The 24,747-nt window shown below is 72.0% G+C and carries 17 protein-coding genes and 2 pseudogenes; 4 read left to right on the plus strand and 15 right to left on the minus strand.

From position 1 onward, the window contains the following. Positions 1–295: 295 nt before the first annotated feature. Entirely contained in the window at positions 296–955 is a 660-nt protein-coding gene (locus tag IE330_RS26400) for a hypothetical protein (protein ID WP_190138624.1), read from the plus strand. A gap of 76 nt (positions 956–1,031) precedes the next feature. On the opposite strand, the gene IE330_RS39230 is transcribed toward IE330_RS26400, so the two are convergent. The 9 genes and pseudogenes from IE330_RS39230 to IE330_RS26445 form a co-directional block, all read right to left on the minus strand. After that, positions 1,032–1,805, minus strand: a complete 774-nt coding sequence (locus IE330_RS39230; RefSeq protein WP_229925941.1) for a hypothetical protein — start codon at positions 1,803–1,805, stop codon at positions 1,032–1,034. A gap of 86 nt (positions 1,806–1,891) precedes the next feature. Next, positions 1,892–3,136: a hypothetical protein gene (locus IE330_RS26410; protein ID WP_190138625.1), complete on the minus strand. Its 1,245-nt coding sequence runs from the start codon at positions 3,134–3,136 to the stop codon at positions 1,892–1,894. A gap of 327 nt (positions 3,137–3,463) precedes the next feature. Next, positions 3,464–4,027 carry a GntR family transcriptional regulator gene (locus IE330_RS26415; protein ID WP_190138626.1) on the minus strand — a complete coding sequence of 188 codons (564 nt, stop codon included), beginning with the start codon at positions 4,025–4,027 and terminating at the stop codon, positions 3,464–3,466. Between the two features lie 165 nt (positions 4,028–4,192). Next, positions 4,193–4,750 carry a telomere-protecting terminal protein Tpg gene (gene tpg / locus IE330_RS26420; RefSeq protein ID WP_190138627.1) on the minus strand — a complete coding sequence of 186 codons (558 nt, stop codon included), beginning with the start codon at positions 4,748–4,750 and terminating at the stop codon, positions 4,193–4,195. A gap of 3 nt (positions 4,751–4,753) precedes the next feature. Beyond that, a complete protein-coding gene (tap, locus tag IE330_RS26425; RefSeq protein WP_190138628.1) occupies positions 4,754–6,889 on the minus strand; it encodes a telomere-associated protein Tap in 2,136 nt (711 codons plus the stop codon). Positions 6,890–7,141: 252 nt separating this feature from the next. Beyond that, positions 7,142–8,605 (minus strand): NF041680 family putative transposase, encoded by a 1,464-nt coding sequence (locus tag IE330_RS26430; protein ID WP_190138629.1) that lies wholly within the window; start codon positions 8,603–8,605, stop codon positions 7,142–7,144. A gap of 143 nt (positions 8,606–8,748) precedes the next feature. Continuing rightward, positions 8,749–9,288, minus strand: coding sequence for a CbrC family protein (locus tag IE330_RS26435; RefSeq protein ID WP_190138630.1), 540 nt, complete (start codon positions 9,286–9,288; stop codon positions 8,749–8,751). Positions 9,289–10,123: 835 nt separating this feature from the next. Continuing rightward, positions 10,124–10,927: a hypothetical protein gene (locus IE330_RS26440; protein ID WP_229925942.1), complete on the minus strand. Its 804-nt coding sequence runs from the start codon at positions 10,925–10,927 to the stop codon at positions 10,124–10,126. Positions 10,928–11,137: 210 nt separating this feature from the next. Continuing rightward, a pseudogene (locus tag IE330_RS26445) lies at positions 11,138–12,551 on the minus strand (NF041680 family putative transposase); the annotation flags it as partial. 252 nt (positions 12,552–12,803) lie between these two features. On the opposite strand from IE330_RS26445, the gene IE330_RS39240 reads away from it, so the two are divergent. Beyond that, a complete protein-coding gene (locus tag IE330_RS39240; protein ID WP_373314732.1) occupies positions 12,804–12,998 on the plus strand; it encodes a DUF6087 family protein in 195 nt (64 codons plus the stop codon). A gap of 167 nt (positions 12,999–13,165) precedes the next feature. On the opposite strand, the gene IE330_RS26450 is transcribed toward IE330_RS39240, so the two are convergent. The 5 genes and pseudogenes from IE330_RS26450 to IE330_RS26465 form a co-directional block, all read right to left on the minus strand. Beyond that, complete coding sequence (locus IE330_RS26450) at positions 13,166–13,645, minus strand: MarR family winged helix-turn-helix transcriptional regulator (protein ID WP_190138631.1); 480 nt, start codon at positions 13,643–13,645, stop codon at positions 13,166–13,168. A gap of 29 nt (positions 13,646–13,674) precedes the next feature. Beyond that, positions 13,675–14,589 (minus strand): NADP-dependent oxidoreductase, encoded by a 915-nt coding sequence (locus tag IE330_RS26455; RefSeq protein WP_190138632.1) that lies wholly within the window; start codon positions 14,587–14,589, stop codon positions 13,675–13,677. A gap of 406 nt (positions 14,590–14,995) precedes the next feature. Next, a pseudogene (locus IE330_RS39245) lies at positions 14,996–15,247 on the minus strand (transcriptional regulator); the annotation flags it as partial. Between the two features lie 135 nt (positions 15,248–15,382). Next, positions 15,383–15,628, minus strand: coding sequence for a hypothetical protein (locus tag IE330_RS26460; RefSeq protein WP_190138633.1), 246 nt, complete (start codon positions 15,626–15,628; stop codon positions 15,383–15,385). Between the two features lie 780 nt (positions 15,629–16,408). Next, positions 16,409–16,969, minus strand: coding sequence for a hypothetical protein (locus IE330_RS26465; protein ID WP_190138634.1), 561 nt, complete (start codon positions 16,967–16,969; stop codon positions 16,409–16,411). 558 nt (positions 16,970–17,527) lie between these two features. Here IE330_RS26465 and IE330_RS26470 point away from each other — a divergent pair. Then, the gene (locus IE330_RS26470) at positions 17,528–18,244 is read left to right on the plus strand and encodes a S1 family peptidase (protein WP_190138635.1); all 717 of its coding nucleotides are present in this window, start codon (positions 17,528–17,530) and stop codon (positions 18,242–18,244) included. Positions 18,245–18,710: 466 nt separating this feature from the next. Beyond that, positions 18,711–20,843 (plus strand): SpoIIE family protein phosphatase, encoded by a 2,133-nt coding sequence (locus tag IE330_RS26475; RefSeq protein ID WP_373314733.1) that lies wholly within the window; start codon positions 18,711–18,713, stop codon positions 20,841–20,843. A gap of 429 nt (positions 20,844–21,272) precedes the next feature. Here the strand turns inward: IE330_RS26475 and IE330_RS26480 are convergent, their stop codons facing one another. Then, on the minus strand, positions 21,273–24,524 hold the full coding sequence (locus tag IE330_RS26480) for a LuxR C-terminal-related transcriptional regulator (RefSeq protein ID WP_229925944.1): 3,252 nt from the start codon (positions 24,522–24,524) through the stop codon (positions 21,273–21,275). Positions 24,525–24,747 lie beyond the last annotated feature (223 nt).

Consider the following 24,747-nt stretch of genomic DNA (forward strand, 5'->3'; position numbering starts at 1 on the left):
CGCCACCGCAGATCCACACGCGAGAACCGGCCCGCCACCCGCGCGAACACCGACTCCAGCTCAGCCGCCCACAGGCCGGCCTCGTCCACCCCCACCACGCCTAGGACAACGAAACCGACCAGCTCAGGCAACGATCTCTGACTGGAGTACTAGGTGAACCGGCTTGTTCTGGAGGAGCGGAACAAAACCACAGCAGCCGAAGCCGCTCACTCACTACGCGAGGGAGAATGCCAGGTCAGCATCTGCTGTCAGCCCCTTTTGATCCACTGTTACAGCCGAAACCAAGGGGTGAAACATGCTCGAACTGGTACACAACGATCCGCGCAGCTGGTTATTGCACTTCTTCAAGGCGCACCAGGTGCCCAGGCAGGCGCTGGAAGGCACCGGGCACGTCTATGTGCTCGCGATCACTGGTGCTGTTACGTACGTGAAGATCGGCTCCACTGGACAACCGCGCTCCCGCCTCGAAGCGCTGCGTACTGAAGCGCACCGGCAAGGAGGCGCTGTCACGCGCGCATGGCTGTCCCCAGCACATCCCAACTACAGGGTTACCGAGGCTCACGTGCTCACCAGGTGCCGCGCGATCTCGCCGTCATCCAGTCCACGAAGCGAGTACTTCCCCGATCTCGACCTCGCTACGGCACGGCGCGAAGCCGTCAAAGCTTCCCTGGGCATCCGCGATACCCCGCGGGTGTCGACAACCACTTCGGCTGCCGGCCAGTACCAGCCGATGCCTGGTCATGTCCTACGCCGTCTCTCTCTGAGCGCATGGGATGAGTACTGGCGGGAGTTTGAGCTTTTCCGTCAAGGCAGCCGCCGTAGCCGCTTCCGCCGGCGTAACAGCGCCCCGGCGCAGCCCAGCCCCGTACCCGAGTCTCTTTCGCACGCTTTCGGCGCGCTCTTCCATCCATCCGCGCCGGTGATCCACTTGCCCGTCCGGCGCCCCGCATCATGACTCAGGTCCATGATGGATCCCCTTTCGTCTTCGGCATGCAAATGCTGCGCTCGGCCGTCCGTCAGCCCGTACGTGGTCAGAGAATGACCGTGCAGGGCGCGGCGGTCGCCGGACATCGCGTAGCGGCGGGCAGCGAGGCCGTTGCCCACCGTCTCGTCGCACAGCAGCGCCAGGATGTCGGCGGCCTCGGTGTCGGAGAGGTAGGCCGGGGCGATTTCGAGCACCAGCTCCCCGATCGCGTGGGTGCTGGCGGCGAGGTCGTCGGCGACGCGGCGCAGCGCGGCGACGGTCGGGTCCGCCGGTGGATCGGCGGGCGGCGGGGGCGGGGCGGTGCGGACGTCGCGGACGGCCTGGCGGACCACGGCGCGCACGTGGCCTCATCGAGGGCCTGGAGGCCGCTGTGGGCGAGCGTGGCGAGTCGGCGGGTGATCAGCTCCGCGACGTCCTCCGCGCGGCTGGAGACGGCAATCAGGGCGCGCTGGGACAGGCCGTAGTCGAGCGCGTCCGCGGCGGCCGGGTCGCTGTCTCGCGTGCGAGACGTCTCGGTGCCGGCGGTGACCGCGCCGTGGATCGCGGCCAGGGAGCGGGCGACGTCCAGGAGCCGGTACGCCTGCGCGCGGCTGATGCCGAACTCCGCGGCGCAGTACGACTTCCATCTGCTGTGCCCCAGGGGAAGCCAGACGCGGGCGGCGTGCGCGTCGCGGACCCGGGCGGCGAGCACCGCCACGGAGCGCCGGACGTCGTCCATCGCCTCGCGCAGCCCGGCCGTCATCTTTCGGGCGCAGGCCGCGTTCAGCGGCGGCCGCGCCGGTTCGGCGTTGTGCTCCTGGTCCCCGGTCTGCTCGCCCACGACACCATCGTCCTGCGGGTCGGCGGGCCGCACCAGGGGCGCACGAAAGCCGCGAGTCCGGGCTCACAGGCTCGCGCTCACCGTGTCTACCTGCGGAAACGGGGTGTGAGGCTTACAACCTGCCAGTCTTCGGCGGGTTCCGGGGAGGCCGTCCTTAGGCGCGGCAGTACCGGCGTGAGAGCGCCGGGGAGCAGGCCCTTGCGGCGCAGGGTTTGTTCGCGGGCGCGGCACCGAGGGTTGCAAAACTTGCGGGGCCGACCGGTGGAACTGGGGAGGGGCTGGGCGCAGGTGGCGCAGTGGCCAGCAGCGATGACTGGGGCCAGGCGCTCCAACAGCTCGCGGGCCTGCTGTTCTTCTTCCTGGCTGTACGGAATGGCGTCGGCCTGGCAGCCGGCGAGAAGCTCGGTGACGACGGTGCGCAGCTCGGTCAGGTCGCGGCGGCAGGTGCCGAGCAGGTCGAGGTACTCCTCCGCGGGCCAGCTGGCGAGGACGCCGGAGCGGGTGAGGTAGAGGCCTAGCGTGTCGATCCGGTAGCGGTCGGCGGTGTCGAGGAGCAGGTAGCCGATCAGCTGGTTCGCGGTCTGCTGGGACAGCCCTCGTGCGAAGGGGTGCTTGGTGCTCTTGAAGTCGAGCAGCAGGCCGTGGACCACGAGGTCCGCGTCGGCGGTGATGTCCACGCCGGGGAACGTGGGCCCGCCGAGGCAGTCCTGGGGCCGTGTGCGGGCGCGGAGTGCTTCCAGGGGGCCGGTGGTGGCCAGGTAGAGCTGGTGGACGACGTCGTCGACCATGTCCTGGTTGGGGAGCTGCAGGAGCCGGTCGAGGGTGAAGCCGTCAGGATCCTCGAGCGCGGTGAGGTACAGCGGGGTGCAGGTGAAGCCGTACGGGTTTCGGGCCATCACCTGGTACCAGGCTGCGGCGAGCAGCATCCGGGCCAGGTCCTCTTCTTCGTCGTGGGCGCGGTCCATCGACAACGCGCGGTTGTCGAGGCTCAGTCGGTGCGCGGTCTCGGCCAAGCGCGCGGCGAGTTCGCCTCCGATCGCGCGCATCCGCAGGCCCGCCCCCCGGCCGATGCCGCCGGTGAGGTCGATCCCGGCCTCGGTGGCCAGGTCGACGGGGGCGGTTGTGGTGAACGCCAGCCGCAGCCGCTGGTCGATGGCCGTGCCCACGGTGCCGGCCTCGGTGCCGACTCCGGGCGGTGGCAGGAGCAGGGTGTCGGTGCGGTGCTGGGCGCGGAAGGACTCGCGCAGCAGCTTGGGGCCGGCTGACAGTTCGCGATCCAGGAACCGGCGCAGCGGAGTACGGGGACTGTGCAGTCCGGAGGTGAGGCTCATCCGAAGGTCACCGCCTTGAGGAGGCACCGCCCGCAGGCGGTGGGAGTCGTCACGGCCGGACGCTACGAACTGGCTCTGACAACATGTCACCCACGCGAGGTAGCCGCCTGTCACCCATACGGAACCGTTCCCCCGACGGGGCGACGCAAGGGGGGCCGTGCCGGTCAGGCGGCCGCGCGCTTCGGCGAGGCACCTCACAGCCTCACAACCTCACAGCTTCACCTCGCTGACCTAGGGAAACGGGGTATGAGGCTCACAGACCTCACAGACTTGCGCTGACGTGACACCAGGTGCGTGACACCGCCGCAGGCCCGCGCCGAGGGCTGGCTACGTCGCCTGGGCGTCGCCGCCGGCAGGCAGCTCCTGCTCGATCTTCCGCGCTGTTCTCATCAGTTCGAGGGCCTCGCGGCGCAGGTCGCTGGCGCGCTCGCGCAGCTGTTTCACGCGCCGGCGCTGCTGCTCCGGGCTGAACGCGTTGACGTACTGCCCCCGCGGCCCGGTCAGCAGCCCTTCGGACATCAGCTGGCGTACGGCGACCGCGGCCTCCTTGCCGCCGATGTCGAACACCCGGGTGATCTCGTCGCGGTTCATGAACCGTTCGCCGGGCTCGTAGCTGCGGTGGAGCGCGGTGCGCATCAGCCGGGAAGCGCGCTCGGTTGGAGTCGTCGTGCCGACGCTGTAGAGCCGGTAGCCCTCGTGCGGGGTCACCATCCCTTCGGTGGCGAGCTGCTCCAGTGCGGAGCGGACCACGGCCGTCGGCAGGCGGAGGTCCGCCGCGATCTCGGCCAGCGCGGGCAGATGGGTGCCCGGCTCGGTGCACGAAAGCCGCACCCAGCGGCGCACCGCCTGGACGTCGTCGTCGCCCGCCACCACGTTGTCCGCCGTCGTCATGCCCACGCCCCCTGTTCTCCGGTGATCCGATGCCGGGGACCAGCGTGGTGGGCGGCGCGGCACGGGCGCCATGACCTTGCCGGGGTTTGCCAGGACCGGGCCTGCGCGCGGTGGATATGGGTGGATACGCGTTGCCGCCCAAGTGGCTACTGAAAGACTCCGAATTCAGTAGTCGAGGTCCAGGTAATCGATATCGCTGATTTCCACGCCCGACAGTCCCATAGCGCGGGCGCCGCCGTCCTGGAAATAGACCTCCTTGAATCCCTCGGCGATGATTCCGCGCATCTGCTGGTCGCTGGCACCGGCGTCGCGGGCGTTGAAGAGGCGCTGTGCGTACTGCGGGGGGAGGTGCACGGTGAGGCGGCGGAAGCGGCCGTCGTCGGTCGTGCCGACAGGTGCGGTGTAGCCGAAGCGGGCCCTGGTCTCCACGGTGATCCCGGTGCTGGTGGCGGCCTTCTTCTGCCGGCGCTTGCGCACCCGCGGCTGCCACCGCTGCCGCACGGCGTCGTCGATCTTCGCGGCGACGTCGGTGCGGGGGTGTTTGCGGGCGCCGCGCCGGTAGCGGTTCACGGAGTCGGCGGTGACGCCGATCTCCGCCGCGACGGCCTTCGCGCTGCCGAACTGCCTGATCAGGAAGCCGATCTGGCCCTTGAGGGTCTTGGGCGGCTGCTTGGTGAACGCCTCCCGGTCGGCACGCTCGATCGCATCCTCGATCTCCCCCACGGCTTACTCTCCTTCGTCCAGGACGGCGTCGCCGCCCTTGATGTGTCTGGCGGGGCTGAGGCCCTTCTCCATCAGGTCGATCGCCCAGAGCATCTCCTGGACGCCCTCCAGCTTGGCCAGACCCGGCGTGGGCCCGAGGCGGAAGGCACCAGGGATGGGCTTGCCGGACTCCGCGTATGGGAGGAAGTCCAGCGGGCTCGGGCTGGGCGCGGGGTAGACGACGCAGTCGGAGAGCACCGCCAGCGGGAACAGGCCGGTGAACTCCGCCATCTTCAGCATCTTGCGGTGCATGTTGACCCGGGCCTTGGAGATGACCGCGGCGCGGATGTCCGGGCGCCAGGTCGGCCGTTCCAGGGCCGGCCACCGCTCCCCCGCCTTGTAGTGCTTGCCCTGCGGGCGCTCGCGCAGCTTGCCGACACCGCCCTTCACCGTGGCCTTGATGGCCGCCAGGACGGCCGCCATCGCCGGGTCGACCTGCTTGTGCCGCTCCATCGCCGCCAGGAACTCCGCGTCCGACAGGTCCTTGGTGACGCCGAGGTCGGCGAGGGTGTCCACGTAGGCGTTCTTGAGCCGGTCGTGCCACGGGTCCAGGTACGCGCCGGTCTCCCGCCGCAGGTACGCCTCGATCGGCTCCACGTTGTAGCCGAGCTCCTGGGCATAGGCGACGGTGTGCGTCTGATACCAGGCCGGGCCCGTCGGACGGGAGCCGTCCGGCGTGAACGGGCTCGGCAGGCGCGCGTCCAGCTCCACGTGGGAGAGGTCCACCAGCCATGCGCCGGGCACCTTCGGGTAGAACTGCGGCCGTACGAAGTGCTCGGGCTCGGACAGGCCGACCGTGAGCCTCGCCGCGGCGGCGAGGAAGGCCGTGTTGAGGTCGAGGCCCACGGCGTAGGGGAGCAGGCACTCGTCGTCGGTGAGCAGGTCCACCGGCCGGACCCACTGGTACGCCTCCTCGTTCAGGAACCCGCCGGTCCAGCCGGAGTTCACCACGACCGGGTGCTCCACGGTCGCCTCCGGCGGCGCCGGGTCCATCGGCTCCGTCCCCAAGCTGCCCGGGTTGTGGCCGGACACCCAGTTCCCGGTCTGGTCGTCGCGCTTCGGCTTCGTCGGCGGGCGCAGCGCCGTCATCAGCTCCAGGCCCGAGACGGCCGTCGAGCCGCGCGGGGTGATGACCCGCCGGGCGTAGACGCCGAGGACGCGGGCGATGTCGGCCGACTCCATCTCGGCGACGCCGGGCCATGACCGCTCGTCGAGGGCGTCCCACGACAGGATCGCCAGCTGCACGCACTGCCGGTCACGGCCCTGGGCCTTGCGGTAGATGCGTGCCCACGGGCCGAAACCGCGCTGGGTGAGCTGCCACTTGGCCTTGGCGACTTGCTTGACGACCGGGTGGTCGTCCGGCAGGCGCAGGGAGCGGCGCTGCTCGTGGCCCTCCAGGCGCTCGGGCAGCCCGAGCTTCACCGCAGCCGCGGCCGTGAGCACAATCAGCGGGTCGGAGTCCTTGCCGTACCGGTGGAGCTTCGGGGCACCGAGGCCGGACTCGCGCAGCGTCCACTCCACCAGCTCCACCACGGTGGTCGCCGGGCAGTCCAGCACGATGCCGTCGACGCCGTACGCGGAGCCGTCGCCGTCGAGGACGGCGAGCGGACCGTGGGGGAAGCACGGGTCGACAGCGGGCGCGGCGGCCTTCTTCACCGCCGGACGCCGGGACGACGCCGCCGGGCGGGCGGCCGGACGGGCGGGACGCTCGGGCGCGGCCGGGGCGGCAGGAGCCTGAACCGGCGCGGCGCTCTTCTGCTCCTTTGAGGCGGCCGGGCCGTTGAACGCCTCGGGCACTTCCGGCTGCGGGGCAACGGCCGGGACCGGGGCGGGCACGGCGGGGGCGCCGTGGGCGGGGTACTTCGCCGCCCACCCCTTCAGCAGCCGCTGGTAGGCCTCCAGGCGCGGCGACTTCGGCTCGGAGCGGCCGTTCTCGTAGTTCTTCACCGTCTGCGTCGACGTCTTCAACGCGACCGCGAGACGGGCCTGGGTGATGCCGGCGGCCTCACGCAGCCGGGCGCGCTCCGCCGGCGGCGGGAGCTGCGGCTCCTCCTCCAGCAACGCGTCGATGTTCGCGAACAGCTCTTCCTCGGACGCCATGTCGGTCTCCTTCCGCACCCCACCGTAGCAGCCTTTATCCTCAAATTTTACCCATTCCTTTAACCCATTCAAAACTTTTGGTGTGCCGAGCCCGGACCGCCGCGCTGGGTGATCGTGTCTTCTGTCCGGTGGGCTACGGCGGCGGGTTAGCTTCCGGCGACCGCTGTCGATGTCGCTCCGGGAAAGGTCCATCTATGAGAACGCGATGCGCGCCCGTGCGCCCCTGACTGCAACGCTGCGCTGAGCTTGTTTTTATGGTTTATGAGCTTTGAGTTGATTACGTTCGGCGATGCTTTTGGGGCGTCTGGTTGAGTTGCCCACGTCGTATCGGGTGGCGGGGCGCCGGCTCTTCGAGCCAAGTGGGCGTCCTGGGCCGGGAGTTGATGGTTTGGGCGCACGGGCCGGACTGTGCAGGTGGGGGCGGAGGTTCCTGAACCCGCGGCGGACGCGGGCCGGGGTGAGCCGGGTGGGCTCGGCCGGTTTCTCCCAGGGGCGGCGGAGATCGGCGGCGGCCTCGCGGGTGAGGCGGAGCTGGGTGTGCGCCGCGATCACGAGCCATGTCCACCGGTCCGCAGCCTCGGGGCTGCGGAGCCTGGGGCGGGTCCAGCCGAGCGTCTGCTTTACAAAACGAAAAGTATGTTCAAGATCGAAGCGCCTCAAGAATGCTTGCCACCGCAGGTCGACGTCTGGGCTGGTTATGCCGGTGTTGGAGGACCACAGCCAGAGGGGCGGTGGGTCCTGGCCGCCGGGCAGGTGGTCGACCTGGAGGCGGATGAGGGTGCCCTCGATGACGGGGAGTTCGCCGTCGTGGTCGATCCAGGCGCTGCGGGTGGTGAGCCGGGGGTGGATGCGGTCCCAGGCCATCGCCTGGGCGGTGCCGTAGCGGTCGGTGACTTGCACTGTCGCCGCGTCCGGGGTGCCCCAGGTGCCGAGCTTGGCGAAGCGGAACTCCTTGCCGTGCTTCGGCGGTCGCCCGCCCTGGGGGTAGGACAGGGCGTACTCCTTGAGCGTGGATGTGGGCCGTCGCATGACACGGACCGAGCGCATCCGCCCGAGTACTTCGATGGGGAGGCCGTTGAGGAGCTGGGCCATGCGCGGGGCGTCGTAGCCGGCGTCGAAGACGACGAGGATGTCCAGGTCGCCGTCCTCCCACTGGCCCTGGCCAATCAGATCGGTGACCACGCGGCGAACCTGGGCGGCGGTGACTTCGGCGACGTCGTCGTCTGGGCCGAGCCGGAGCGCGTCGAGCAGCTGGCACCACGACGTGCGGCCGGTCTCCAGTGCGGCGACGAAGGAGTACGGCCACCCGGGGGTAAATTGGTCGCTGGAGCGTCCCGAGCGTCCGTAGACATGGCAGAACAGCCGGTTGGGGCTGGTCGGCGCGTCGGGCCGCAGCCACGCGGAGACATCAACGGCCAGGACCAGGCGCCCGTCAGCGGCCTTGAGCTGGGGCAGCATCGCCAACGCCTTGCGCAGCCTGTCCGCCTCGATGCGGCCCTGGTTGAGCGCGTCGTACAACGCGCCGTGCCCACGACGGTGTTCGGCCAGCAGGGTCAGATCGACCGGCGAGGTCACCGGGCCGTCCTCGCAGAGCATCGCGTCGCACAACTCGAACAGAGTGTCACCGCGCCGGGTCAGACAGGCGTAGAGGTCCTCCCGAAAGTGGGACGCGAAGTCGAATGCCTCCTCCCGGGCCTCGTGCTGCAGCAGACTCACCCCTGGCGGTCTTGGTTCCGATGGACTTGGTGGACAGCGCGCTCTGGACAGCACGCAGGATCACGCCGAGACCGCCGTCCGCGTAGACCGAACTCCCAGGTGGGTGACACCGTTCGGGGCGTCGTTCGACTCGCTTGCTGGGCTTATGCGAAGTCGGTGTATGCGAGGTGGGCTGCGCAGACCCGGCACTGGAAGAGATACGCCGTCGCCTCACCGTCCCTGTCCAGCGCGCCGAGGAAGTGCTCGACCTGGTCCGACGGCCAGCCCCAGCCGTTCGCCTCCCGCCGCAACATCTCCAGCACTTCGGGATAAGCCGCGAGTTTGGCGGACCCAACCGGGCCGAGGAAGGCGGCGCCGTCGCCGCAGTGGAAGAACCACTGGGGCTCCTGCAATGCGGTGAACCCCGGGGTGCGTTGGTCGACCGCTGCGAAGATCTCCAGGGACACGTCATCGCCCAGGCACGTTCCCGCTGTGAAGTGCGCGTCGAACCGTTCGGCGGCGCTGCCGTCCGCGATGCACCACGGGCACAGCCGGTACCCGAGCTCATCGGCGGCGTAGACCGGGCCCCTGTAGACATACCCCCGCTCCCGCCCACAGCAGATGCAGGCCATGCCAGAAGGCACGATCACGCCCGTGGCGACGGGGTCGGGGTGGTATGGGAACTCAGGGAGCAGCTCAGTCACAGCCCATAACCGTAGCAATCGGCACGAACGGTCAGCGGCTCAGGTCCCGGACCATAAAAAACAAGCTGAGTAGTTGTCTTTGAACTCTGGTCGTGGGGTGCGTACGGCTGGATGATCTGTTGCGTGGGGGGTGGCGGGGCAGCTCGGCGGTATTGCCGGGAGTGCGGTGATCCGTTGCCGGTGGCGATGGCGGCGGCCGCGGTGTTCTGTTCGGGTCGTTGCAGGTCACGGCGGTGGCGAAGGCTGCGTCGGACCAGGTTGCGGGTGGCTGCGATACAGCGTGGTGAGCAGGCGGAGTGTCCGGTGTGTGGCCGGTCGTGGACGGTGGGAGTGGAGCGGGCAAGGTCGGCGGTGTATTGCTCGGGCCGCTGCCGGGTGCGGGCCTGCCGTCAGCGGCAGGCGTCACGCGGGGGTGCTACGGAAACGCCATAGGCGAACGCCTCGCTTCTCCCCTCACCCCCTCTAATCCCGCACAGCGTTGCCCTGTCGGCTCGAGTGCTTCCAGTGCTGCCGGCGCGCGCTCTGCCTGCGCCGGGCGGGGGCGCGCGAGGGTGGACGGGACTGGGGCCGGTGCCCCCTGTTGACCGGACACGTCCTGGGTGGCCGGGCCGGCCCCCGCGAGGGCGGTGGTCGTGATGGCCGAGGTGAAGGAGCGGGTCGGGAACGTCACCCGGCAGCGTTACGAGGAGCTCGTCGCGCAGGCGAGGGAGCTGATCACTCAGGTCGCCCGCGCGCAGTTCTCCTTGGGTGACATGGCTTTGGCGATCGAGCCGATGCGGCCGGTGGGCGGGTCGATGCCGAGAGGCACGGATGACCTGTCACCGTGGCGGAGTCGTTACAGATCTTCGCAGACGACATCGGCGTCGAGCGGCGCACGGCGGAGGACTGGCGCTGCACCGCCAACCGCTGGCCCAAGGCGAAGCGCAGGGCGGAGGTGTCGTTCACCGTTCACCGCATCCTGGCCACGGTCCGGCCCAGGGCCCGGGCTCTTCGGAAGGCTCTGGGTAGCCGTGGTTCGGGTTGACGCCACGGTCTGCGTAGAGGCGTCCTCCACCGTCTCGGCGACACGCCTGGCCAGGTCCTCCCACGGACGTGGAGCGACGACCGGCACATCGGCCGCCCGCGCCTGTGCGGCGAGCCACCGGCCGTACAGCACGCTGACACGTGCGCGATGGCGCTGCGGTCCGGCCTCCGGCTCCCGGCGCAGATAGTTGGCCGTCACCTGCCCCTCGTCGTCCTCGTGGAGGAAGACGGACCGGACCAGACCTTCGGGCGTCGTCGGTCTGGGCAGGACGTAGTCCCCTTCCAGGATCACCGGGGTGTCGGTGCCCACATGATTGGCCACCACCGCCTCGAGCGCTGGCGCCAGCACCTGGGCGATCGCGATCTGCCGCTCGACCACCGACTCGGGCGTCTGGCGGGCGGCCTCCGGGTGAGTGCGCCAGAAGTGGACCTCCGGCAGGTGCTCAGGCAATGTCACCGCGAGCAAGGCCTCCACGATGTCGTCGACCTCCACGACGGGTACGCCGTACCGTCGTGCCAATGCCCGCCCCACACCGGTCTTCCCCATCCCCGACGCGCCCCCGACGACGAGCACCCGCCAGCCGGGAAGACTCCTCAACTCATCCGTACCGTCCACGCGGGCAGAATACGGTAGCCGCCTTCTTTCACCCGAGCCACAGCAGCCGCAGCGGTTCCCGTTCGGGAACAGTCGTGGTGACCGCTCCCCGAACACTTGAACAGAGTTCCCATTTCGATCTAGCGGCTCTTGACCTGCTGATACGAGGTACAGAAACAGGCACTGACCTTGCTCTTTGTCTACCAAGATCTTAACGGGCTTGCCGATGGCCTTGAGGGTTTCGGGGCGCTTGACGGTCTTGCCGACGTCGTAGCGGGGTGCCCGGTGCTTGTTCTTGGCGCCGGGTGGCCGTCCGGGACCGGCGCCCCGGGGTTTGGGAACATGGGCCGGGCAGGCGAGGTGGGCGCGGATGTTCCTGAACCCCGGCGGACCCGGGCCGGGGGGAGCCGGTCGGAGGTGGTGGGTTTCTCCCAGGGCCGGCGGAGGTCTGCGGCCAGCGGCCGGGCGAGCCGGAGCTGGGTGTGGGCGACGATGAGGATCCAGGTCCAGCGGTCCGCCGCTTTGGGTGTTCGGAGTTCCGGGGTGGTCCAGCCGAGGGTTTGCTTCGCGAAGCGGAATGTGTGCTCCAGGTCGAAGCGGCGGAGGAATGCCTGCCAGGAGCGGTCCACGTCGTCCGGGGTGGCACCGGTCTTGGAGGACCATAACCACACCGGCGGAGCGTCCCGGTCCTTCGACAGATGCTCGACCTTCAGTCGGGTCAACGTCCCTTCGACCGAAGGCAGTTCGCCGTCGTGGTCGAGCCAGGAGGAGCGGTGCGTGAGCCGGGGGTGGACCCGGTCCCATGCCTGGCTTTCGGCTTTGCCGTACTTGGTGGTGTCGGTGACCGTGGTGATCGCGGGCTCGGGCCAGGTCTCCGGCTTGGTAAAGCGGAATTCCGGGCCGTGCTTGGGCGGTCGGCCGCCCTTCGGGTCGTAGACACGAGGCGGCTTCGGCAGTCGCATGACGCGGTCGGAGCGGACCCGGCCGACCAGCTCGACCGGCAGATCGCGCAGGACCCAGGCCAGGCGTGTGACGTCGTAGCCGGCATCGCTGTCGATCACGATATGCGGGTCCCCAGTCTGCCACTGGCCGACGGCGATGAGCCGTTCACCGCCCCCCGGAGCTGGGCGGCGGTGACCGCGGTCGCGTCGTCCACCGGGCCGAGCCGGACCGTGTCCAGGATCGCGGTCCAGGACGTGGTCCCCGGCTCCAGCACGGCCACGAAGGAGTAGGGCCAGCCCGGGATGAACTGCGACGCCGTCTTCGCCCGGCCATGGACGTGGCAGAACAGCCGCTCGGCCGAGCACGGCGCGTCCGAGCGAAGCCACGGCGACACATCGACGGCCAGGACCAGGCGCCCGCCGTCGAACCGTGGCAGCGACAGCCCTGCCAGCACCGTCCGCAGCCGATCCACGTCGATCCGGCCTTGGTTCAGGCCGCCGTACATCGCTCCGTGCCCACGACGATGCTCGGGCAACAACGTCAAGTCCACCGGAGACTTCACCGCCCCGTCCGCACACAGCACCGCGTCCACCAGCTCGAACAATGCGTCGCGCCGAGCGGTCAGACACTCGTAGAACTCGCCCCGGAAGCGTGACGCTTCCGCGAACGCTTTTCTCCGGACAGCATCAGGCAGCAGACTCACCCTCACGGCCTTCGTCGTGGTCACGTGCACCTTGGTCGGAGCACAGGATCAGACGAAGGCCGCTCCCGCGTCCGGCGGACCCCCAGGTGAGCGTCCCAGTTCGAGACACCGTTCGAGGCCGGAAGATAAAGAACAAGCTGAGACCATCGGGCCTATGGGCAAGCACTCCCGCCCCGGACCGCCGAACCAGCCGTCCCGCGCGCTGACGCCGACGATCCGTTCGCGGCGTACAACAAGCGGCGCCGCCCGCCGTTGGAGGTCCATCACCGCCACCGCCCGCTCCACGGCGGTGGCGGACACCTACGGCCGGACGAGCCGCGGGCTCTGGAGGAGTGGAATGGATTTTCGTATGAGCCTGCGGGGACCGCCGCGAACCTCGCGGAGGCCCAGCGGTGGGTTGATGAACGGACGGCCGGCATGAAGGGTGGCTCGGGTGAGGAACATTGAGCGGTAGTGCCGACTGCGCGCTTCCAGGGTCCGCTCCCGAAGCTGCCGCCGCATGACGTGGTGTGGGCGGCCACGGTCGCCTTGTCGGTGGCGTCGGCCTCGCCGGGCTCCGCCGTCGGACCGTCCAGCCACCATGCAGGCCTCGGTAGCGGTTCGGCGGCGGGCGTTTACCCGGCAGATGTCTGTCGGTTGTGGTCCCTGAGCGATGTTTCGATCTGGCGGGCCCAGGTGGTGAACAGGTCGACTTGTTCGGGGGTCAGGTCGCGTACGGAGATCTGTTCCAGGGTGTGCCACATGTCGGTGATGGGCTGTTGCAGGGCGCGGCCGGCGTCGGTGAGGTGGACGACCATGACGCGTCGGTCGTGGGGGGCGGGTTGTCGGGTGAGCAGGCCTGCGTCTTGCATGCGGCGCAGGGATTTGGAGACGGTGGAGTGGTCGAGGCCGGCGTGTTCCAGCAGTTCGGCCTGGGTCTGGCCGTCGCGGTCGAAGAGCTGCATCAGCAGGAGTTCTTGGCCTGGGTGCAGGTTCATGGCGCGCAGCATGGTGGCGGCGTGGGCGCGGTGGGCGCGGGCGAGTTGGAAGATGGCGTAGCTGAGGGGTCCCTTGCCTGCCGCGTTCGGCGTGTGGGGTGGGGTGGGACCGGGCATTGCTGCTCCTTGGTGGTGTGTGTGGGGGGTCAGTGGACGGTGAGGACGATCTTGCCGCGGTTGTGGCCGGTGTCGCTGGTCTGCTGGGCCTGGGCGGCGTGTGCCAGCGGGTAGGTGGCGCTGAGTGTGGTCACCAGCGTGCCGTCGGCTGCCTGCTGGGCCAGTTCGGCCAGGCGGGCGGCGGAGCGGCGTTGGGGTCCTTCGGCGAAGACGATGCCGAGTTCGCGGGCGCGGAAGTCGGCGGTGGTGACGATGCGGTCGGTGCCGCCGCGCAGGGTGATGGAGTCCTCCAGGGCGCCCTTGCCGGCGGCGTCGAAGACCGCGTCCACTCCTTCTGGGGCGAGCGCGCGGACCCGTTCGACGAGGTTGTCTCCGTAGATCAGTGCGGTGGCGCCGAGCGAGGTGAGGTAGTCCTGGTTGGCTGCTGCGGCGGTGCCGATGACGCGGGCGCCGCGGGCGACGGCGAGTTGCACGGCGATGGTGCCCAGGGCGCCTGAGGCGCCGTGGATCAGCAGGGTTTCTCCTGCGCTGATGTCGAGCAGGTCCAGTACGCGTTCGGCGCCGTCGCTCGCCACGGGCAGTGCGGCGGCGTGCTTCCAGTCCAGGTTGGGCGGTTTGGGGGCGAGGACCGTGGCGGAGGCCAGGGCGTACTGGGCGTAGGAGCCGGTGTCGGACCAGCCCAGCACCTCGTCGCCTACTTTCAGGTGGGTGACGTCTTGGCCGAGTGCGTCGATTACTCCGGCGATTTCCCCGCCGGGCACGGCGGGCAGGGTGGTGGGGAATATGGCCTGCATGGCGCCGGAGCGGATCTTGCCGTCGACCGGGTTCACGCCGACGGCGTGGATGCGTACGCGGACTTGGCCGGGGCCGGGCTGGGGGGTGGGGATCTCCGCCTCGTGCAGGACTTCGGTGCCGCCGAAGGTGTCGAAAACGATGGCCTTCATGAGGGGTGTCTCCTTGGGTGGGGTGTGTTGCGCCGCCCACTTGTGTGGCCAGCCACATAAAAGTAGCACCGATTATGTGGCTGGCCAAGTATTTGTGTGGCGGTGGCCCTTGCGGGCGCGTCGGGGCCCGGCCGACTTGGAGGAGGCACCTCCAGCTCCGGCAGGCCCCGACCGGCGGGCGGCGCGAACGCCCAGAGCAGCCCGGCATCGTGCCGCCGGCACCGCAGCCGACGGAGCCCGGCCCTCCCCCGGCGCCGCGGAGCTCCTTCGAGCGGGGCAGTGCGGCCCTGGCGCAGCGCCAAGAGCCTCGGGGTCTCCGCCGCACCGGCCCGCCGACAAGCCCGGCGCCGTCGCCGCGCAGGCTTTCTCAACCAAGCGGACGGATCGTCGCCTTCACGCGGCGAATGGCGTACATCGCCTTGACGTGTTCCAGGGTCACCGTGTCGCCGTCGGCGATGGCCCGGTCGCGGGCCTCCTTGAGGGTGAGGCGGAATTTCTCCAGCAGGTTCTCCGTCGCGCCGGAGGTGTAGGACTCGTGGATCTCGGGTGCCTCGCACAGGCCGTACCGGGGTCCGGACAGGCGCAGCAGCAGGCGCAGGGTGGGTTCGGTGACCCATAGGGGGCCTGGTTCGTCGCGCTGTCCGAGGGGGTTAGGACGGGCGGGTGCGCCGGGCGGGGGGCACAGGGCGCTCCGTGCGCGGAGGCGCGCCGAGTGCGGGGCGCAGCGGGTGGGGGGTGGTGCGGTCGCGGTGGGGGGCGGGGATGAGGAGGGAGTCGATCGGGTCGAGGTCGCTCACGGCTTGTGCGCCTTCCGCTTGGCGCGTCGGCGCTCTGCCAGGGCGGGGGTCACGGTCTCCTTGACCCGCTGTTCTCCCCAGCCGGTCAGTTGTGCCGCGCGTCCGATCCGCCCGTGCGGCGGGCGGCCTGTCACCGGGTCCCGTGCGAGGAAGGCGCGCAGTGCTGCGGCGACGCGCTGCTCCGCGGTCTGCAAGGCCTGGACCGCTTCGAGAAGTTCGCGTTCGTCGTTCCCTGGTGGCATGCGGTGATCGTAGTTGGTTCCGTGATCGGCGGCAAAGCTGTGATGGTCGTGGAAGTGCGGACGGGTACGGACCATTGCTTTTCTCTTGGGGATGACGCTGGTGACCTTTGTTTCGGAGGCGTCAGGGCGCGGGAGCGCCTTCGGTTGTGTGCCTACTTGCGGACTGCGTGCGGTGAGGAGAGGCGGCCTGTGCCGCGCGCTCCTGGCCCGCGGGAGGACGGGATCGCTGCATGACGAAGGGCGGCAGCGCGGTCTCGGGATGGCGCAGTTGCTCGGTGACGGGGGTGCGGATGATGACGTCTTCAGTCCAGGTGACCGTTCGGCCCTGACCGCCGCACGCCACATGCTCGGTGGTGCCATGGCCGTCGCAGGCCGGGCAGGTGATCTTGCCGGTGCCCAGGCGGTGGGAGCAGGAGGTGCGTGCGGCCTCGCCCGAGGCAGGCCGTGCAGGTCTTTGCCGCCGCGCCGCACTGGGCGCAGTTGGCCGCTGCGCCCTGGAAGCCGGCGAGGGCGGCAGCGGGACGGTCCCCCTGCACCGTGCTGCCGCAGACGCGGCACAGGGTTGCCTCCCGGCATGCGGTGCAGGGCGCATCCGGGGCGGCGTGGCCCCTGCGTGAGGCGGTCGTTGAGCGCGGTACTGCCCTTGGCAGCAGATGCCGCCGGACCCCTCTCGTTCACCTGCGCCCGGCAGTGGCATGCACCCAGCAGTGGCATGTGGCCGGGCCGCCCGGTGGCGGGCGGCCCGGCCGTGTGCGGGTCATGTCGTGCAGCCGTGCTTGTTCAGTAGTTCAGGATCGAGCTCACGCGGTCGTTCCAGCCGCTGCGCATCGCGGACTCGTAGTGGTTGGCGTTGGTGTTGCCCGGATACCAGTAACCGCGTCCGCCGTTGTGTTCCGCCAGGTGCGCCTTGCAGCTTCCGGTGCGGTACGAGGATGTCTGGTCGTTGAAGTTGTACCGGTCAAGGTTCTGGTAGGCGCCGCCCTTGTCGAAGAACTTCAGGTCGCGGCCGCGACCGCCGTTGTGCTCGTACAGGTGCAGCGGCCTGGTGCAGGTGGCCGCTGCCTGTGCCGGTGACATCCGTGCTGCCAGCTTCGCCGCGTGAGCGTCGCGCTCAGCGGTCGTACGGAAGCACGAGACGCCGTCCATGGCTCGCCATACCGCGCAGGCCTTGGCGGCTCCCCAGTTCTGGGACAGATCGATCTTCTTGCCTTCGAACACGGCGAGGTTCTTGGTCTGGGCGGCCGACGGCGCCGCCTGGGCGGTGGCGTGCAGGCCGCTGACGAGCCCCAGGGTCAGTCCGGTGGCCGCGAGGACCGTGACGATCTTCTTGCGTTCCAGCACGTTCTTCCCTCTCTTCGGTTCTATGGCTTTGATCTTGGTTCGTCCGGATTCTTCGAACCGGGGAAAAGTAGAGCGGCCGCGGGGTTGTCCAGCAGTCCGTTTCCGTACGCGGGACAAAAAACACGTCAAGCCCGATGCCGTCCCCGCAGGTCGCCGGGGTGGGCCGGGAAGCGCACCCGGGACGAGGAGGCGGGGGGGAGGGCTCGCGCCAGGAGCCGGTTGCGGGGTGGGCGGCGGTTGTGCGCCACGCTTCCGGTGGCTGGGCGGCCGATGTGCCGGGCCGCTGCCGGCATCGCGTTCCAGAACGGCCCGGAAAAAAAGAGGGGCGGTCGCGGTCGCTGGTCGACGGCTGTGACCGGTGCGGCAGCGTCGTGGCGGACCAAGGGCTCGTCCTGCCGTGCGGCTACCACCCGGCGGTGTTTCCGTGCAGGGCACCGCAAGGGGGCAGGCCTGCGGTTTTGTTGTCCTGATCTTGCGGGGCCCCGGATGGAACGGTTTGGCCCGGTGGGGTCTCTGACTGTCTGTACTGCTGTATCCCCTGGTGAGGAGTTGTTCTGCATGGTGCGTCGTGTTCGTGTGCTGCTGCTGACCGCCTTGGCGCTGGCCATGGCGTCGGTGGTGTCGTCCGCCCCGGCCTTCGCCGTCATCGGCGGGTCGAAGAGCACCTATGGTCCCTGGGCGGTGCGCATGCTGGTGGACGGCGAGCCGGCGTGTACGGGCACGGCGGTGTCCCGGCAGTGGATCCTGACCGCCTCGCACTGCTTCTACCAGCAGGCGAAGCCGGTCGCCGACAAGCGGATCTCCTTCCGGGTGGGCCATCTCGACATGCGCAAGGGCACCACCGTGCGGCCCATACGGGGCAAGCGGGCGGAGAGTGCGCGCGCCGACATGATGCTGGTGAAGGTCGCGCCGATGAACGTGCCCACGGCGCGCCTGTCCACGGTCGGGGTGCGGCGCGGCCAGCTCGTGCGGCAGTACGGCTGGGGGGCCACGTGCACCACGGACGAGAGCACCTGCCAGTCCAACGTGCAGGTCGTGCGGACCACCGACCCGGTGTGCTCGGGCCACCTCGTGCCGGGCGGCACGGACTTCTGCATGAAGAAGGTCTCGGGGATCCCGGCCGGGGGCGACTCCGGGGGTCCGGTGATGACCGTCGGCCCGCGCGGCACCGAAACCCTCATCGGCGTCTTCAACGGCTCCGACCGGGAGCAGAGCGCCGAGGCCGGGGAGGTCTCCCAGCAGCTTTCCTGGATCCGCTCCGTCATCCGGCGGTAGCGGCGGCCTGCCCCGACCCGTCGCCCCGCCCCGCCCCGCCGCGTCGTGCCGTGCTGCGGCGGGGCGGCGGTAGCGGGGCCGGTGGCGCCTCGCCTGGTGGCGGGGCGGATCGCGCGTATGGTCGGACGTATGAGTGACGGGTGTGGCGCAGGGCGGAGGGTGCGCCTGTGCCCGCCCGTCGTGTGCTGTCCGGCGCCTTCGGCTTTCCCGCTCCTCCCGCGGTCTTCGCGGTCGCCGCTCCTCCTGCGGTCTTCCCGGTTGCCGCCCCTCCCGCGGTCTTCGCGGTTCCCGCACCCCCCGCGGTCTTCGTGGTTCCCGCCCCTCCCGCGGTCTTCGCGGTTCCCGCGCCCCCTTGGCTTGTCGCGGGTCTTGTTCCTCTCGTCCGGTGCCGCCGCGGTGCAGATGGCGCGGATGGGGTGGTGTGGTGTCCTCCGGCCGGGATGAGCGGGGGGCGGATGGCGCGGTGGTGGATGCGGTGCTCGCGGACGCGGTGCGCCGCACCGGGGCCTCGGCGGGCGGGGTGTACCTGCTGGAGCCGGACGCGCAGGCGCTGGGGCTCGCGGTGCTGTGCGGGGTGCCGGTGGACGTGGCCTGGCCCTGGCGGCGGCTGCCGCTGAGCGCGCGGGTCCCGGTGGGGGACGCGGTGCGCGAGGACCGCCTGGTGTGGGTGGGCTCCCAGGACGACATGGCGCGCCTGTATCCGCGGGCGGCCGCGACGCTGCCCTACCGGTTCGCGCTGGCCGCGGCCCCGCTGCAGGGCGGCGGCCGGTGCTTTGGGGCGCTGCTGCTGCTGTGGCCCGCCAGCCATCCGCCGCAGGCCACCCGCCGCGAGCGCGGCCACATCGCGGCCGCGGCCCGGCGCATCGCGCGAGCCCTGGAGGAGAGCCCGGCGGCGCCCGTGGTGCCCGAGGAGCCGCGGCTGATCCCGCTGAGCACGACGGGCACCGCAGGCGCGGCAGGCGCGGCAGGCGCGGCAGGCCGTCCGCACGGGCAGGGCGCGCCGCAGGCGGCGGTGGACTACCTCGAGCGGCTGCCGGAGGGGGCGGTGGGCCTGGACCTGCAGGGCCGCATCACCTTCCTGGCCGGCGGCGCCGAGGAGCTGCTGGGCCTGGACGCGGACCGGCTGGTGGGCACCCGGCCCTGGCAGTCCCTGCCGTGGCTGGACGACGCGGTCGTCGAGGACCACTACCGCACCGCCGTCATCAGCCGCGACCCGGTCGCCTTCACCGCGCTGCGCCCGCCGGGGCTGTGGCTGCGCCTGCAGCTCTACCCCGACGCCAGCGGCATCAGTGTGCGCATCGCCCGCGCCGCGCCGCCCCCGGGTGAGCAGTCCGCGCCCGGCCAGGGGGCACGGCCGGTGGCGGCCTCCCCGGGCGCGTCGTCGGCCGGGCGGCTGTACCAACTGGTGCACCTGGCGGCCGCGCTGACCGAGACCGTCGCCGTGCGCGACGTGGTGGAGCTCATCGCCGACCAGGTGCTGCCCGCCTTCGGCGCGGACGGCCTGGTGCTCTCGGCCGCCGACGCGGGCCGGCTGACGATCACCGGGCAGCACGGGTACGACCGCCGCACGCTCGAGCGCCTGGACGGGCTGCCCCTGGACACCGGTCTCACCCCGGCCGGGACGGTGCTGGCCACCGGCATCCCCTCGTTCTTCGCCACCCGCCAGGAGCTGGCCCGCCACCATCCGGCGGCGCCGCAGATGAGCGACAAGCAGGCCTGGGCGTTTTTGCCGCTGGTCATCTCGGGCCGCCCGGTGGGCTGCTGCATCCTGTCCTACGACCAGCCGCACGCCTTCAGCGCCGACGAGCGGGCCGTGCTGACCTCGCTGGCCGGGCTGATCGCCCAGGCCCTGGACCGGGCCCGCCTGTACGACGCCACCCGCGACCTGGCCCGCGGCCTGCAGCAGGCGCTGCTGCCGCGCGGCCTGCCGGCGGTGGCGGGCCTGGAGACCGCCGCCCGCTACCTGCCCGCCAGCCGCGGCCTGGACATCGGCGGCGACTTCTACGACCTCATCCGTATCGACTCCGGCAGCGCCGCGGCCGTCATCGGCGACGTCCAGGGCCACAACGTGCCGGCCGCCGCGCTCATGGGCCAGGTGCGCACCGCCATCCACGCCGCCGCCGGCGCCCCGCCCGACCGGGTCCTGGCCCGCACCAACCAGGTCCTGGCCGACCTGGAGCCCGACCTGCTGGTCTCCTGCCTGTACGCGCACCTGGACCTGGCCGGCCGGCGGGCCGTGCTGGCCAGCGCGGGCCACCCGCCGCCGCTGCTGCACCACCCCGGCCGCCCGCCGCAGGTGCTGGAGCCGGACCCCGGGCCGCTGCTGGGCGTGGACCCGGCTGCCGCCTACCCCTGTACGGTCGTGCCGCTGCCCCCGGGCACGACCCTTGCCCTGTACACCGACGGGCTGGTGGAGAGCCCCGGCACCGACCCGGGCGCCCTGGCCGACAGCCTCGCCCGCCGCCTGCCCGCACACAGCGGGCACGGCCTGGAGGAGCTCCTGGACGCCCTGTTGCGCCACGCCCGGCCCAGCGCCCATTACACCGACGACATCGCCCTGCTCGCCCTGCGCACCCGCCCCGGCCCGGCGCCCGGATGAGAAACCTCCCCCTCCCGGGGGGGGCCGGGCCGGCGGTTCGTGCCGATGGGCGCGGCCAGGCACGGCCAGGTGCTTTCCCGTGCCTGGCCGCCTGGTGCGTTGTGGGGGACGGCGCAGGCACGGTGGTGCGCGGGCAGCCGGCGCCGGGGCGCGCGGGCCTCTCGCCGGCCCTCGCGCGCCCCGCGCCGGGACCGCGCGGGACGCCGCCTGCCCGGCTGTGAGCGGACCGGGCGGCGGGCGTCCCCGCGCGGGCGCCGTTGCACGACACCGGCAGGCCGTCCGCGCCTGCCCCTGCGGGCCCCGAGCCCGCGAGGTGGATGAACGTTCGACCAGCCGGTGGCAGGGAATCTAGGGCCGGGCCACCGGCGCGCCTATCCGGAAGGCCCCACTTACGGATACGCAATTAACCCCGGCCTCCTCCCCCATGGTCTAGTCCTGACCTGCGGTTTCCGTACTCCCGGTGCGGTCGGCGGGGGCAGCGGGCAGCGGGGCGGGCGCTGTCGGGAACGCGGCAAAGGGGCGGGCGGGGGCCAGGTCCTGGCGCCTGGCGGTGCCCAGCTTGCGCATCGCCCGGGCCACGTGCTGCTCGACCGTGCGCGGCGACAGGTGCAAGGTCGCGGCGATCTCACGGTTGGTCAGCCCGTTGCCGGCCAGCTCGGCCACCTCGCGCTCCCGCGGCGAGAGCTGGTCGCGGTAGGAGGGGCGGCCAGGCCGGCGCCGCTCGGGCCGGTGGGTACGCGACAGCGCGCGCACCCGGGCCGCGTCCCACACCGCGCCCAGGTCGCTGAACTGCCCGGCGGCGAAGGACAGTTCGGCAAGACCCTGCTCCCGGAACCCGCCGGGCCCCGCCCCTGCGCAGGCGCCCTCGCCGGGGCTGGCGTCGTGCGCGCCGCCGTCGGCGGTGCCGTACATCGTGTCCTCACGGGAGCTGCCCTCGCAGGAGGCGTCCTCGCGGGGGGTGGCGCTACCGGGGGCTTCGGACGCCGCCAGGGCGCAGCGGCCGGCGCCCTCGGCCACCAGGGCGCGCGCGTAGGGGCGGGGCAGGGCGGCGTAGGCGCGCCCGGCGCGCCGGTAGAGCGCCACCGCCACGGCCGGGTCGCCGGAGGTCTCCGCCAGGGCGGCCCTGGCCCAGGTCAGGGCCGCTTCGGCGGAGGGGGCCTGCAGGCCCTGAAGGCCGCGGGCGTAGGTGTCCACCAGGGCGCGGGCCGCGGCGGCGTCGCCGGCGCGGGCCAGGGCCTCCACCGCCCAGGGCGCCAGTTCCGCGGCCCAGACGAAGACGCCCTTGGCGGTGACGGCGGCCCAGGCGGTGCGGGCGTGCGCGGCGGCCCGGTCCAGGTCCTGGCGGGCCAGGGCCAGGCGGATGAGGGCGCCGGCCAGGGTGGCGCCCAGGGGGGCGGCGGCGTGGTCGGCGTGGGGGGCGTCCTTGCCCGAGAGCCAGGAGGCCGCCGGGCCCCAGCCGCCGCGGGCCAGGTGGAGCAGACCGAGCACGGTGCGGGCGTCGGCGGAGACGACGGGCATGTCGGCGGTCTCGCGGACGAACTCCTCGCAGCGCTCGCCCAGCCCTTCCCACTGCCCGGTGGCCCACTGCAGCAGCAGCCGGGTGCCCTGCGCCGTCCGCTCGGTGTAGGGGGCGCCGCTGCGGGCGGACAGCTCCAGGCCCTTGGCCAGCAGTTCGCGGGTGCGGTCGTAAAAGCCCAGCCACATCGAGGAGTCCGCGGCGTTGCACAGACCGCGGGCCACGTGGCGGCGGCAGCGGGCGTCGGGGCTGTCCACGGGCAGGGCCGCCAGCAGCCGCCAGCCCTCGGGGTTGCCGTAACTCAGCGCCAGGCCCGCCCGGTTGGCGGCCACCGCTGTCTGGACCACCTCGTCGCCGCTGTCGGCGCTGGCCTCCTCGGCGGCGCGCATCCAGGCCAGGTGGGTGTCAAGGGAGTTGCCCGGCCAGTAGGGCATGGCCAGCGCCGACATCGCGCGGGCGGCGAGCTCGGGGCGCCGCTCGCGCAGCTCCTGGGCGGAGCGTTCCAGCTCCGCCCAGCCCTTGGGGCCCATGCCGACCTGGTTGCACAGCAGCAGGCCCAGGTCCAGGCGGACCTGGCCGCGCACGGCGGGCGGCAGTTCGTCGTCGCGCACGATCTGGGTGAGGACCTCCACCGTCTGGTCCGAACGCAGGGCCAGGACGGCGCTGGCGGCCAGGACCGGGGCCAGGCGGGCGCGGGCGTGCCGCGGTACCAGCGGTGAGGCCAGGGTGTCCTCCAGCAGGGTGATGGCCTGCTGGTGGCGGCCTTCGGCAGCGGCCCGGCCCGCGGCGCGCTCCACCGCCCGCAGCCAGGCCCGCACCTGCCCGGCGGCGCGGTGGTGGCGGGCCAGCGCCGCCCACGGCACGGGCTGGCGGCGCCGCAGCAGCGCGGCCGCCCGGGCGTGCAGGTCCTGGCGCAGCGGTGCGGGCACCGTCTCCAGGACGGCGGGCGCCGCCAGCGGGACGGGCAGGGTGTAGCGGTGTTCGGCCTCTTCCACGACGGCGGCGCGGGCGAGCGCGGCGATCAGGGGCTCGGTGTGGCCGGGCGGGAGTCCGGCCACGGCCAGCAGGTCGGCGCCGGGGGCCGGTTCGTCCAGGACGGCGGCCGCCCACACCACGCGCCGGGCGGGTGCGGGCAGGGCGCTCGTGCGGTGCAGCATCAGCTCCGCCAGCCGTACCGGTACGCCGGCGGCGTCGACGTCGGCGGCGGTGCAGCGCCCCTGGGCGCGCTCGCGCAGCACGGCCAGCAGGTCGGCCACCACCTGGGCCACGCCGCCGGAGCGTTCGTGCAGGCGGGCCGCCGCCTGGGGGGTGCACCTGGTGCCCAGCGCCTCACCGGCCGCCCGGGCCACCTGCTCGGGCGGCCAGGGCCGCAGCGGGTGGCGCAGCACCATCAGGTCGTCGGGGTAGCGGGGCGGGGGCGTGCCGAGCGGCAGGCCGGGGTGGGGCAGGTCCTCGGGGCGGTAGGCCAGGACGAGGGCGGTGTGCGGGCGGGCGTGTTCCACCAGGTCCCGTATCCGGGCCAGGGTGTCCGGGGCGGCCGCGTGGACGTCGTCCACCAGGATCAGCGCGGGCCGGGCGGGCTCGGCGGCGGGGCTGATCACGGAGCCGGCGGGGGCGGGGGCGGGGGCGGGGGCGGGGGCGGGGGCTGTGACGAGGCCGGGGCCGGTGGGCGTGGCGGGGCCAGTGGCGGTGCCGGGACCGGTCGCGGAGCCGGTCGCGGTCGCGGGGCCGGTGGCAAGGGCGGGGCCGGTCGCGGAACCGGTGAGCGTGGCAGGGCCGGTCGCAGTGCCGGTGAGCGTGGCGGAGCCGGTCCGGGCGTCGGCGTCGGGGCCGGTGGCAAGGCCGGGACCGGTCGCGGAGCCGGAGCCGGTCGCGGGACCGATAGCGGTCGCGGGGCCGGTGGGCGTGGCGGGGCCAGTGGCGGTGTCAGTGCCCGCCTCGGGGGCGGGGGTGGCCGGGGTGGCGGCGGGAGGCGGCGGGGGGCTCTCGCAGCGCCAGGACAGGGCCGCGCCGGCGGCCTCGGGCAGCTCGGCCAGGCGCCGCAGCAGCCGGCTCTTGCCGGTGCCCGCGGCACCGGCGACCCAGACCAGCACGGACCCGGTGGCCTGTCCGGCCAGGGTGCGCCGTATCCGGCCTATCCAGAATTCCTCACCCTGTGTGACCACATTGCTCCCGAGCGCTGCCCACCAGGCGTTGCGGGTTTCTTTGCGTATCCGTATTCCGCCCGGCACTGATTGTTTTCCGCCGTCGAGGCTTGACAGCGTGCAAGGCGCCAGTATGCGACGTCGCGGGCCAAGCAGCGGGAGGACCGCATGATCACCGCCCAGCACCAGCACCGGCCCCCCGCGGGCCCCGGTGCCCGGCCCGAAGCCTCCCCGGCCCCGGCGG

This window comes from Streptomyces longispororuber, from assembly GCF_014656095.1.
Lineage (GTDB): Bacteria > Actinomycetota > Actinomycetes > Streptomycetales > Streptomycetaceae > Streptomyces > Streptomyces longispororuber.